Source organism: Pseudoalteromonas sp. H105 (genome assembly GCF_001469215.1).
GTDB lineage: Bacteria > Pseudomonadota > Gammaproteobacteria > Enterobacterales > Alteromonadaceae > Pseudoalteromonas.
Genome location: NZ_LOFH01000011.1, coordinates 60,492 through 73,965, shown reverse-complemented (window position 1 = coordinate 73,965; position 13,474 = coordinate 60,492). Strand labels below are relative to the sequence as shown.

The 13,474-nt window shown below is 41.2% G+C and carries 9 protein-coding genes; 4 read left to right on the top strand and 5 right to left on the bottom strand.

The features are described from left to right. Nucleotides 1-1,008, bottom strand: a complete 1,008-nt coding sequence (locus ATS75_RS16740; RefSeq protein ID WP_058561559.1) for a LacI family DNA-binding transcriptional regulator — start codon at nt 1,006-1,008, stop codon at nt 1-3. A 260-nt stretch (nt 1,009-1,268) separates the two neighbouring features. Between ATS75_RS16740 and ATS75_RS16735 the strand changes: the two genes are divergently transcribed. Further along, nucleotides 1,269-3,539 carry a TonB-dependent receptor gene (locus ATS75_RS16735; RefSeq protein ID WP_058561558.1) on the top strand — a complete coding sequence of 757 codons (2,271 nt, stop codon included), beginning with the start codon at nt 1,269-1,271 and terminating at the stop codon, nt 3,537-3,539. A gap of 352 nt (nt 3,540-3,891) precedes the next feature. Continuing rightward, nucleotides 3,892-5,745, top strand: a complete 1,854-nt coding sequence (locus ATS75_RS16730; protein ID WP_058561557.1) for a S8 family serine peptidase — start codon at nt 3,892-3,894, stop codon at nt 5,743-5,745. A gap of 165 nt (nt 5,746-5,910) precedes the next feature. Here ATS75_RS16730 and ATS75_RS16725 read toward each other — a convergent pair whose 3' ends face one another. Next, nucleotides 5,911-9,066: a M1 family aminopeptidase gene (locus ATS75_RS16725; protein WP_152996239.1), complete on the bottom strand. Its 3,156-nt coding sequence runs from the start codon at nt 9,064-9,066 to the stop codon at nt 5,911-5,913. Continuing rightward, complete coding sequence (locus ATS75_RS16720) at nt 9,057-9,929, bottom strand: ABC transporter ATP-binding protein (protein ID WP_058561556.1); 873 nt, start codon at nt 9,927-9,929, stop codon at nt 9,057-9,059. The genes ATS75_RS16725 and ATS75_RS16720 overlap by 10 nt, the downstream gene beginning before the upstream one ends. 226 nt (nt 9,930-10,155) lie before the next feature. Here ATS75_RS16720 and ATS75_RS16715 point away from each other — a divergent pair, with 226 nt between their 5' ends. Further along, on the top strand, nt 10,156-11,664 hold the full coding sequence (locus ATS75_RS16715; protein ID WP_058561555.1) for a sensor histidine kinase: 1,509 nt from the start codon (nt 10,156-10,158) through the stop codon (nt 11,662-11,664). Continuing rightward, nucleotides 11,661-12,335, top strand: a complete 675-nt coding sequence (locus ATS75_RS16710) for a LytR/AlgR family response regulator transcription factor (RefSeq protein ID WP_058561554.1) — start codon at nt 11,661-11,663, stop codon at nt 12,333-12,335. The genes ATS75_RS16715 and ATS75_RS16710 overlap by 4 nt, the downstream gene beginning before the upstream one ends. Here the strand turns inward: ATS75_RS16710 and ATS75_RS16705 are convergent. Continuing rightward, nucleotides 12,332-12,931, bottom strand: coding sequence for an SGNH/GDSL hydrolase family protein (locus ATS75_RS16705; RefSeq protein ID WP_058561553.1), 600 nt, complete (start codon nt 12,929-12,931; stop codon nt 12,332-12,334). The genes ATS75_RS16710 and ATS75_RS16705 overlap by 4 nt on opposite strands. Next, entirely contained in the window at nt 12,931-13,455 is a 525-nt protein-coding gene (locus ATS75_RS16700) for a DsrE family protein (RefSeq protein ID WP_058561552.1), read from the bottom strand. The genes ATS75_RS16705 and ATS75_RS16700 overlap by 1 nt, the downstream gene beginning before the upstream one ends. Between the last annotated feature and the right edge of the window lie 19 nt (nt 13,456-13,474).

The window sequence follows — 13,474 nt, the reverse complement described above, 5'->3', positions numbered from 1 at the left end:
TTATGGCTTCGTTGACTGTCGATTTATAAGTTCTATTTCAATAACTTGGGAATTTGAAGGCTGACCTTGCAATTGTGCCAGTAATTTTTCGACTAAAATAACCGAAGCGAGTTGCGTATTTTGTTTAATACTAGAAAGGGATGGGTGACTAATATCAGCCATGGCAATATCATCAAACCCCACTAATGCAACGTCGTTTGGGATACTGATATATCGTTCTTTCAACGCCTTCATTGCACCAAGCGCCACCATGTCACTGCACGCAACGATACCATCAAAACACAAACCATTTTTTAATAACAGTGCATTAATTCCAGTGTAAGCAGCGCCACTAGTAATATCGATAGATACCACGTCTGGCGTATAGTTAGCGGCTTTCATAGCAGCTAAATACCCTCGGTAGCGCTCGCCAATCTCGCCATGTGCAGGGTCACCCAAAAACACAATGTTTTTTGCCCCACCCGCAATTAAATGCTCAGTCGCAATGCGACCGCCAACAAAGTTATCACTGCCGACAACTGGGTAGTTACAATGCGTTTTAGGGTCGCCCCATACCACTAATGGAACACCAGCGGCGGCAGCAGCTTCAATGTTGGTAGGATCTTTTCCCTGCCCTACGACAATAATGCCATCAGCGCGGCGGCTATTGATAAAGTAATTTGCCCAATCATCACCGGCCATAAAGGAATTGGAAAGCAACAGTTCGAGGCCTTGTTTATTTAAAGCGAGGTTTATCTCCCCCACAACTTTCAATAAAAAAGGGTCATTAATAGACTGCTCAGTACCACTGTCAAAGTTAATAATAACGGCAACAACATTGGTTTTTTGCGTACGTAAACGACTAGCTGCGGTATTTAAACTAAAATTATGCTGCTTTGCTAGCTGCTTTAATTTATCTCTCGTTTCTTGCTTTATCAATGGGTTATCATTCAGCGCACGAGAGACAGTCGAGGTAGATACCCCTGCGAGCTTAGCGAGATCGGCTAACTTGAGTTGTTTATTATTCATTGCTAAGTACGTAACCTTCCTTATGTCGTGAATTGGCAATATACCATTATTATCAAATTTAGGCTGCGACCTGTGCTTTAATTTTTATAATAAACATCACTGTGTATAAAAATAATACAAAAACAACAAAAAAGTAATTGCAAACGTTTGCATAAAGTTCTAAGGTTTAAAAGAACTCAGTATTAACACCGTACAAAATTCAGTTAATGCTTTGTTATTTATATATTTATTAAATAACGAACAATAATAGGAACACCAACATGACAACAACACACACCCCCAGCATACTGGCATGCGCTGTTATTTTAGCGCTCAGTAATCAACACGCCTACGCACAGCAAAACACCAATAATGAACAGTCAGCCAATCCAGATAAAAACGTTGAGCGCATTATCGTTTCAGGTACACCTGCTGGCATGGGCGTGCGAAAAATTGAGGCAAGCTATGCTGTTACAAATATTGATGCTGAGCAGATCATTAAGTTATCGCCAAAGAGTACGGCAGATTTATTTAAAGCCGTACCCGGTGTGTGGGTAGAGAGCTCCGGTGGTGAATCCGGTGCCAATGTGTTTGTAAGAGGTTTCCCGGGGGGCGGTGATGCCCCATTTTTAACCTTAAGCCTTGAAGGCTCGCCGGTTTATCCCGCGCCAACACTCTCATTTTTAGAAAACTCATCGCTATTCAGAGTCGATGAAACCATTGAGACGATGGAAGCTCTTCGCGGGGGCCCAAACCCAGTCGTGTCTAATGGACAGCCTGGGTTAACCACCAATTTTCGTTTAAAACGCGGCAGCGAAGACACCCAAGGACTTTTTAAATACACAACATCAGATTACGGTCTACAACGTGTTGATAGCATGATAAGTGGTGAAATTACGGACGACCTTTATTTTATGGTGGGTGGCTATGTAAAAAGTTCACCAGGCATGCGTGATGCTGGCTTCACGTCTGAAAAAGGCAATCAGTTAACAATTAACATAACCAAAATGCTAGATAACGGTGAAATGAATTTCTATACCCGCCAAACGGATGATCACGGCGCATGGTACTTACCCACGCCGTTAAATATAGACGGCATTGATGCAGGCTATACACAGTTAGGCACGTTAAATCGTCAAGCAACTATTTATACCGGCCTCAACAATGACGCCCACCAAATTGACCTTGGTAATGGTCGTGGTTGGAAGGGTCATGTGTCAGGTGCCAGTATAAAACTTGAGTTTGAGAATGGCTGGACGTTTTCAGACCGCTTTAATATGACACAAGGCGATGCCAATACATTTGGTTTAGTACCCGCGGGCTCGGCAACAACGCTTGGCGAAGTGGCGGATAATGGGCTAACAGCCAGTGGCGCTGCCACAGGTGAAATTTATAATAGTAATACAGCAGTACAACAATTGGGACGCTGGGTTGTGCTCAAAGAAATAGACTCATTCACCAATGATTTAGCTTTTTCAAAACAGTTTGATGATTTATCACTCGCGCTTGGTTACTACACGGCAAGCACATCGGCAAAAGATTGGTGGAGCTTAGGTAACACCGCTTACCATGTGCTTGAAGCTGGCGGCGAAATGCTCAACGATATTGCCTGTAATGCAGATACTCAAGGGTGTGGCTTTAATTATGATATTAATGCTACTGGGGACGCCCGCACAAATGCATTTTACACCACAGCACAATATAAACTCACTTCAGCCCTGACCCTAGATGGTGGCCTGCGCTACGAAAACCATGATCTGCAATACAGTGTGGACGAAGGATTAGATGGCGCCATTGATAAAACCGTACAATACGATGAAAGTAAAACATCATGGACCACAGGTCTAAACTACTCCATTAACAATGATATGGGTGTATTTGCGCGCATTAACCGTGGTTATAAAATGCCTTATTTTGATGACTTCCGTGACAACTACGGCGCTTACCAAGGTGGTGAAAAACTAATAAAAGAAGTGACTCAAGCTGAGTTTGGTTACAAACTTATTACGCAAAGCACTGACTTTTTTGCGACACTATTTACCAACGAAGTTAAAGGCGATACATTTGTAAGTCGCCCTGGCGTGCCCGCTGAGATTCTTACCAACGAAGCCTATGGTGTAGAACTTGATTATAACTATAATCACGCATCTGGGTTATCCGTTAACTTAAACTCAACGATTCAAGAAACCGAAATAACCAAAAGCCCGGACAACAAAGGTAACCAAAGTCAGCGTCAACCTAAATGGCAAGTGCGTGTAACACCCAGCTATGACTTTGAATTGTCGGGTATGTATGCCACTTTATATGGCACGCTATCAGCGGTTGATGATCGTTTCGGTAATAACGAAAACACCGTCACACTCGATGGCTATGAAAAGGTAGATCTGGGCTTTATCCTTGAACCGATGGAAGGCATAAAGCTGCAAGTGGCAATTGATAACGTCACTGATGAGCAAGGTATCACTGAGGGCGATCCGCGAAATGCAGATGCCCCAAATGGGCGTTACATTATGCCGCGCACCACGCGCTTTAGTGTGAGCTACGAGTTTTAACCCCCCTGTATCAATACCCAAAGCCGCTTGACTAAAATGAGCGGCTTTTTTAATTCAACGCCTAAACAAATGCGTTTTAGTAGACATCACTTATGAATACTTTGACTCACTAAAAATTAAATACATCGAATTTATTACGTCAATACCGACAAGCAAAAAAGCCTGAATACCGTCAACTATAAATAATTGCTACGTACTTAATATAACAACAAAAAACCCTAAAACAGAAAAATTTGTTTACAAACATTTACATTTTAGTTAATTAAATGTTAATTTAATGTTTACTTATTGTACTCTCCAACTATCTTTTGGATTGCGTTTCAAACAATAACTATCCAAAAAGGATTAAGTAATGCGTAAATTAAGTTCTCTAAGTTTTGCTGTACTCATCGGTTTATCTGCGGGCCAAACTCATGCTGCTGAATTGCTGAGCGTCGACACAAACCGAGCCATTGAAGGTAAATATATTGTTGTGTTCAAAACCCCCTCGGTGCTGAATATTCAAAGTAGTGATGCAATTGCTGACTTTGCCAACACACAATCGGCCAGTTTGAGTAACCTTTATAATGTTGATATTGCTCAAGAGTTTGGGGGCGTTTTGAACGGTGTCGTTGTTAATGCATCAGCACAAAAAATACAACAAATGCTCACTAATCCCAATATAGAATACATTGAACAAGATCAATTGATGTCGGTTAACCCCTTAGCACAAACCAACGCAAATCAGCCAAATGCAATATGGGGTCTAGACCGTATCGATCAACAATCCCTCCCGTTAGACTCAAATTATTATTATGATTTTGATGGCTCCGGCGTAACAGCCTATGTAATTGACACCGGTGTGCGTATAAGCCACAACGAATTTGGTAACCGTGCTTCTCATGGCTATGATTTTATAGACAATGACGCAGATGCAACTGACTGTAATGGTCATGGTACTCACGTAGCGGGTACCATCGGGGGCAGCGCTTACGGAGTGGCTAAAAATGTCAATATCGTAGGTGTACGAGTATTAGGCTGTAACGGCTCTGGCTCAAATTCAGGGGTGATTGCAGGGATTAACTGGGTAAAAAATAATGCGTCCGGCCCGTCGGTAGCAAACATGAGCTTAGGGGGTGGGGCATCACAGGCAACAGACGATGCAGTGAATAATGCCGTTGCAGCAGGTGTTAGTTTTATTGTGGCCGCAGGTAACGATAATAGAAACGCGTGTAACTACTCCCCTGCTCGCGCCGCAAACGCAATAACCGTTGGCTCCACAACAAGTAATGACAGTCGTTCTAGTTTTTCTAACTACGGTAATTGCTTAGATATATACGCACCAGGGTCAAGCATAAAATCTGCATGGTACAATTCAAATACGGCAACCAATACAATCAGTGGCACCTCTATGGCTGCGCCACATGTGGCAGGAGCCGTCGCACTATTTCTTGATGAAACCCCGAGCTTGAGTCCATCCCAGATTGACACAAAACTCAGCCAGCGTAGCACAAAAAACACGGTCTCTGATGCCAAATCAGGCTCACCAAATGAGTTACTTTACACATTAGATGGTGGTGTCATTGATCCACCCATCGAAAATGAACTAACCAATGGGCAAAGTGTAAACGTATCAGGTGCACAAGGGTCAAATACATTTTATAAGTTGGTTGTACCCGCTGGCACATCCGCACTCACTTTTGATATGAATGGTGGCTCTGGTGATGCTGATATGTATGTTCAAGTTGGGCAAAAACCATCAGTAAATAGTTACAACTGCCGACCATACAAAAATGGAAATACTGAAAGCTGCTCATTCACCAACCCGCAAGCGGGTGACTGGTGGGTTATGATCAATGGTTACAGCCAATATAGTGGCGCTAATTTAACGGGTACGTTTGATGGTAATGCATCGTGTGGCAGTAACTGCCTAACCAATGGCGTGCCAATAAATGGACTTGCTGGGTCACGAAGCCAAGAGCTAATTTACACCATTGATGTGCCAGCAAATGCTGTATTAAATGTCAGTATGTCCGGTGGAACAGGTGATGCAGACTTGTATGTTCGAAAAGGGTCTCAGCCAACAACAAACAATTACGACTGCCGTCCGTACCTAAACGGAAACAACGAAACGTGTAGCTTAAACTCAGGACAAGGCGGCAAGTACTACATAATTTTACGCGGATACACTGCATTCTCCGGCGCAAGTATTGTGGCATCTTACTAACTTTAAATAACAGTTAATAAATACACAAACCGAAAATAAGGCCTATTCTCATAGGCCTTATTTGGGTATAGCTATGCAAAACAATTAACATCCAATCAAATGACATCCACCTTCCTGTCAATATTTGAAAATCAACTACTAGCCTTCGCTGCTCGCTCCCTTTTCTCAGTTTTGCAAAAACAATTCATCAATTAATCTACTTAACTTTGGTTCAACTTGCTCTTTTAACGCAAAAATAAAGTCCATTGCAGTGGCTGGCCGATTTGGGTGCGCATGCTTTTGCCATACAAACTTAAGTGCCTTAATTATCGCGTCATCACCTATTTCATCCCTTAATTTTGCAAATGCGATAGTGGCTCTTGAATATTGATCATAGCTTTTATTTGAATCAATCAATGCCATTTTAGCGGTAATATCCATACGTGATGCTTGCTCGTATCGCTGTGTTTCATAATCGACTAAAGCGTTCATAGCCGCTTTGCCGTAGTGTTTTTCTATGACCACCAACTCGATATATTTTGCCATCGATTCAATTAAAAAGGCACTGTCAGCAGGCACACTATTGCCAATATCGTGGCCAAACCATTGATGCGCGGTTTCATGGACTGCACGGCGATAACGCTGATCAAAACCGGCATCATCGCCTGGCCTAGCCCTAAAACCTACGGTATCTTCAATTAATATTATTTGTGGTAAGGCATAGCCAGTGCCCCCAAATGATGGGGCCGCAAGTATGCTCAATTGCTTTGGTTTGTAAGCAACAATATTATTTTTAAACCAATCAAGTGTGTCGATCATTGCTTGAAAATTAACGGCAATTGCATCTGAACGCTCAGGCATCTCTTTTTTATTTGCAAATACGTGTAAGGTAACACCGTCATGCTTTTTAGATTCAGCATTAAAAGGCACTGACAGCCAAGCTGGTAAGTTATTAATTTCAGTTAGTGTTTTAAACTCAAATATCTCACGGCCCTGCTTAAGCTGATGTGTAAGTTGCTTGCCCTGTGTCACAACTTGATACCCCGCTGCCGTTGATATTGTGCTCGACATCGTTATGCGCTCGTAGTGTTCAGGCCGTTTTTGCTGCTCATTAAATAATGTTGAAGCTAAAGGCCGACCCTTTTGTTGCAAACCATATTGAGCGCGCAAATGTGTGTCGGTTAGCTCATAGTTGACTTGATATCCAATGGTTGGCAACGCAGGAACAGCGCGAATATAACTAAATTCAGGCGTAATTATTTGATGCCCACCAGCAGGCCACAGTGTTGCTTGATGAATCTCAAACTCTGTGGTTAATTGTCGAGTTTCATGCGGTTTTAATGCCATATCAAACTCATAAACGGCTTGATTTAAGTCAGGGTAAAACGCAATTTGGGTCGCACCGTCAATCTTAACATTCGCCCATTTATAAAACCCTGCTCTGCCCACTAAAATTTGCTTAATAGCTGTTGGGTGAAGATTTTTTAAGGTGTAAGTCAGATCAAACTTAGCAAACTGCTGATGCGGGTAAAAATCAATGTTTGCATCAATATGGCTAACTTGAGGCTGCAACTTATGCTGCCAATCAGTAAAGCTCTTTTCATAATTGGCTTTAAAGGCTTCACGTTTATGTGAATTGGTGAGGGGCTTTTCATCAACTAAACGTAGGTGTAATTGCAAAAATAAGCCAACGCAGAGCAATACCGGCATAATTAGCCAGGCATCTTTTCGCACAACTTCGCGCCTATCAAGCCCCGTACCGCGGTGACTAAACACACACGTTAGCAATATTAAGCTTATACAGGCTGGTAACCAAACCTGCATATAGGGCCAATAACTACTTATACTTGCTCGGTAACCCCAAAATTCACTCGGCGGCTGTAATGGCGTCCAAGCTAGGCTCCAAAATGTGTGGGTGAGTCCAAAATAAGTCATAACGGGTGTAAATTTTAGCAACAGCATCAAAAAAATGATTGCTCCAGCAACCAGTGTTGAACGACAAATATTAAATACACACACCGTTACCCAGCCAATCAGCATTAAGGGCAGTGCCGTTAAACATAGAACATATACATGGTCGTACGCGCTATATTGACTATCGATAAACCACTGCGCTAAAGAAGCGCCCACAAAGGTCATCGTTGAAAAAATAATAACCAGGGTAGTCAATGCGAGGAATTGGCTATGTAAGATAGTGGCCGTTTTGATAGGCGTTGCAGCAATTAGCTCAGCCATATTAAAGCGCTTTGCATAACAACTAATTTGCCAGCTCCAAAGTACCATCAGCAAACACCCAAACAGTATTTGCATATCAAAAGCATAGTGACGAATAGCATCAATGCTGGTTACATTTATTACACTCAATGGCTCAGCATAGGCAGCAGAAGAAGCAACATTATTAAACACCATGGCCGGCCAAGCTAATAAAATTATTAATGTTATTGGATGCTTTAATACATTGAAAAACGCTACTTTATAGAACGTGATTAATATCGCTAGTCCATGATTTTTTGCAGCCACAGGTCGGTACGAGGCATTTGCTACTGTAACGGATTGTAGCTTGCTCACTGTATTTTTTGCTGGCTTACTAAACGAGTTAGACCCATTACTTGCTACAGCACTAAAACAGATAAGACTTGTGAGTAATAAGATCAGCCCCCGATTAACAGCTATGACCACCCCTTGGGGTTCAATAAAGCTGGCTATAATGGTGGTGTATGCGAAAGGGTCTAACCATATAAATAGTTGATAGCTAGTTTCACTGATAATACTACTGCCTGCCAATATAGGATTACCAGTAACACTTGCAAGCAGTAAGTAGCCAATCCACAAAGCTGCAAATACCACATAATTCACCAAAGCACTGCTGAACTTTTGACAAAACCAAAATGCAATTACACTGAGCAGACACGTATTAGGAAACAACACAAAAAGGCTATTAGCAGCCAGTAGATTAATAATTTGCCAGTCAAACTCTTTACTGAACAATTGTGTTACAACCATCACCAGCATACTAATAAATGCAATGGCAAATACACACAGCACCAAAGCACTCAAACGTAGCAAAGCGCGTTGCTTTAACGTAACAGGTGTCGCAGCCACAAGCTCGTGCATATTGTGAATTTGATCTCGTAAAAAAAATGTCGGTGCAAGCGCACCTGTCAGTAAAGCAAGTTGCATCATTTGTAGTGTAACTAGGTGCAGCTTTAATTGGTTTATCGCATCACTCCCTTCAACAGCTAACCCTGCTGACAATGTATACGCAAATAAAGGAGCTGCTAAAAAGCACAGCCAAAGCAATGGCTGACGAATGATAAAGCGAAGCTCATTGATCAATAACATGCGTGACCCCCTCGTGCTTTCAATTCATAAAAATAGCTATCTTGCAGTGTCGGTTCTGCGGGTACTGCACTTTCAGCGGGGAGCACTTTGGCATAAACACGAAATGAAGGTTTGCCATATCGATAACTTTTGTTTAGTACCAAACTCTCTTTCGGTAGTTCACTTGGAAGGGTGTCTAGCAGCCATACACATCCATACAATGGATTGATAAGAGCGGCCACTTCACCACTTTGAATTAGCTGGCCTTGGTTAATCATTGCAACAAAGTGACACTGATTTTCTATGTCTTCTACAATGTGGGTCGATAACAGCACTAGGCGCTGTTGACTAATGGTCACCAATAAATTGTTGAGGCTTTCACGCTCTGCAGGGTCGAGTCCTGCGGTTGGTTCATCTAAAATAATCAGTTTAGGGGAGCCAAGCAACGCTTGTGCAATACCAAAGCGTTGTTTCATCCCACCCGAAAAGTGGCTCACCTTTTTGCTGGCAAACGAAGATAAATTTAACAGAGCCAAAAGCTCACTTATTTGCTGCTTTCGGTCTTTTTTATTGAGTCCTTTTAAAATTGCAATATGTTCTAGCAATGCAATACAACTCATATTTGGATAGACGCCAAATTGTTGCGGTAAATAGCCCAGCTGTTTGCGCATCTGTTCGGGATGTTGCAACACATCTAAACCGTCAAAATCTACATGACCATTATCAACGCTTTGCAAACACGCAAGGGTGCGCATTAAGCTTGATTTACCCGCCCCATTTGGACCAAGTAAACCAATCATGCCAGCAGGCAAGCGAATATTCACATCATTTAATGCATGCGTACCATCTGCGTATTTTTTATTTATATTTGTAAGTGTCAGCATCTATTGCGCTCCTTAATTGACGAATAGCCACATTAAGCAACACCTAACAAAACAGCTAGCAAGTAATGATCAAAGCCAAAAAATAAGGGATAAGAGGAAAAATTGGCTACTCATCATTAAAAACCTTACTTTCATCATTATTTGAGGTTTTTTAGCTGTGTAAAGATGTGTTATTGATGTTTAAAAGGTAAAGTGGTGTGAAGTTAAAATTATAGTTAGGTGAAATGTGCAAGCGGTTATTTCCTTTTTATCACAACGAATTAAGGTAAAATATGTTATTGTATTACTGCCTCTATTGGCTGCAATTTTGCTTGAAGCCCATATTCGCTTTCTATCGTTAAGGCTCAGCTCAACGGCGCATTATTTACAAATAAATACGCAACTTATTTTCGCATGCCTGCCTTTTTTAATCGCCCATGTAATGGCATTTAAACAGCCATTAAGGCTAGCCTTAATAAGCTGGTTGTTAGGTTTTATTGCTTACCCTATCTTGATATACGCGCTCAATGTGCTGTTTCCACAATTTGCCCATTGGCAACACCTTGGACTGCAAGGGTGGGTTTTATGCACTGGAGCAAGTAGCATTTGGCTGCTATCTCAGTGCACCACAGCAAACCACAAGTCATTCATCAGTAACTGGTATAGCTCATTAATATCGTTAGATAATGTAGTGTTAATACTCCTCTTTTGCTGGTCTTTCATCATGGCTGGGGTACTCAACACACATGAAAACCCTTTCCTAAATCAGCCATTCGAATTGATAATTGAGCCGAGTAAAATAATCTCCCAATTTAGCCAATTTATGACTTATTTTTGGCAACTTAGCGTGTATGTTGCAATACTTTATGGCTTATACTTATTGAACCGCTACCTGCTTATTCGTCACTTGCTTGCTACCCATGGTGTGTTTACCTTTGTTGCTGCATGTATCATTGTAATCGCGGTGCTGACTCCTTTATTGATTGCTGCTGTTCTTACATTACCTGTAAACAATTTACCTGCTCACATTCCAAACCTAACCCCAAGTGGCAGCCAAGAGATCTTTAACAAATACAATTATCAGTTTATGCTGTTTTTTCTTGTTATAAGCACACCGATTATTTTAGCATTTGAGCGTCAACAGCAACAAAGCAAGTTAAATGAGGTCGCTAAACAGCAAACTCAAACCGAACTAAAATTACTCCAACAACAAGTGAACCCTCACTTTTTATTTAATACATTAAATAACTTATATGCGCTTACGCTAACAAAATCAGAACAAGCTCCACAGTTGGTGCTGCATTTAGCTGATCTACTACGCTACACAGTTTATGAAGGGCAAAAATCATCAGTGCCTCTAGAAAAAGAGCTAGACTACCTTAAAAGCTTTATTGAATTACAAAATATAAGAAGCGCAAATAAATGTGAGTTTAACCTTGTTTGGCCAAACAATTTTGACGCCTTGAGTATCACACCGCTGCTATTGATTATTATTGTCGAAAACGCCATAAAACATGGGGTTGAACCCGCGAGCGACAAAACACATGTATCAATTGAAATAACAATCAATAACAATACTTTAACGCTATATTGCGCCAATCCAATACCCGCTCGAGTAGCCAAAAAAGAACAAGGGATGGGGCTTGCTAATTTACAAAAACGACTGCAACTTTTATACCCTAATAAACATTCACTAATAACCCATAAGCAAGATGCAATATGGCAAACAACACTGACCTTGGAGCTGCAAAAATGATAAAAGCCATCATTGTTGATGACGAGCCATTGGCGCACCAAGTGCTGCTGCATCATTTAACAGAACACACTAATATAAATGTGGTAGGCCAATACTATAGCGCTCAAGATGCCTTATGTGTGCTTGCCAAACCAGGTATTGATTTAGTGTTTCTTGACATTAATATGCCAGAATTAACAGGGCTCGAACTATTAAAGGCGCTCGCTAATCCGCCGCAAGTAATTATCAATAGTGCCTATCAAGAATATGCCCTAGCTGGCTTTGATTTAAATGTTACAGACTACTTGCTCAAACCCGTTTCAGCGCAAAGACTAAAGCAAGCCCTCAGCAAAGTGTGTCAACGCACTGCCAAGCCTTTAGAGCAAAAGCCCAAAGATATAACGCTTAAAGTCGACCGAGAAAAACGCAAGTTCGCGTTAGACACAATTGAGTATTTTGAAGCTTACGGTAATTATGTAAAGTTGCATCAAGCGCAGAATACCACGCTTGCCACAGCGACACTTAAGCAACTGAGTGAACAGCTAGCAGATACATTTATACAAATTCATAAATCGTATTTAATTAATAAAAACAAAGTGACTGCTGTTAATCATGAATATGTTGAACTAACAACAGGGGCTAAAATTAAAATTGGCAAATCATATAAAGAGCTTTCGCGTACACTGCTTTAAAATAAGGGTAGTAGCTGCTTTGCAAGCCGTTTGTGTTCTTCATAAGGCCAATGTACCCCCTCACTTTCACAAGCATCAATAAGTGTAAAGCCATCGATAAACACACATTCTTGGCGATCAGCGATGGCTTTGAATTCAATAGATAATTGTTCAGCTTTTTTACTTGCACCTGCGTAAATGCTTTTATAACTACCAACCTCATGAACCCTAGGCGGACTTACAATGATTATCTTTGGTAATGTTTTACATTGATAAAAGGCTTTAATGGCTAAAACTAACTCCTCAAGCGCTTTGCCAATCTCGATAGCTGACAGCGCAAAACGTGCTTTTAAATCATTGGTACCGAGTTGAATGATAATGACATCCAGTGGCTGTGCCTCAAGGTAAGGTTTTAAATATTTTACGCCTGATTTATTGCCGCTAAATGGCGGATTATTCACTAAGGTGCGATTAGGCAGCCCCGCTTCAATAACGTCAAAGTCTATGCTCAACTGCTGCTTTAATAAAGTAGGCCAACGCTCACTTTCAGAAAAACGTTTACCATCAACCGGTGAAATACCAAAGGTATTAGAGTCACCAAAACACAGGATATTCATTAAAACGGATTCAACGTATAGCCTTGTTGCTGTAACTGGGCATGGGCTGTCATCGCTGAAAGCGCCATTTTCACTCCAGGAATGAGTTGTTCAGATGAAACTTTCATATGCATTGCCGACTGCCCGCACACATACACCTGGGTATTATTAGCAAGCAGTTGTTTGATCAAAGATTGGGTTTTGTTATCTTTTTCAAACCGGGCTTTATAAAAACTGTTTTTAAGTACATCAACACTTGCGCCACCATGCACCACTAACGCGAGTTGAATGTTTTCAGGCTTAACGCCATGAGCTACATGCATATTAATAAAACGGGCAAGTGAGTTGATATGATTATTTTGCGCGCCTTTTTTAGCGCCATCACCTACATCAAAGGCAATTTTAAACTGCGCTTGGCTTAAATCAGATATATGCTCAGGTACATTATAAAAATAACCATAGTCTTTAATAACAGGCGCAGGCTCTGCCGCCAAACTACTAAAGCTAGTTAAAAGAAGGCTAAAGCCTAAAAGTGATGTTTTCATAAGTTACCCTTTTATTTTA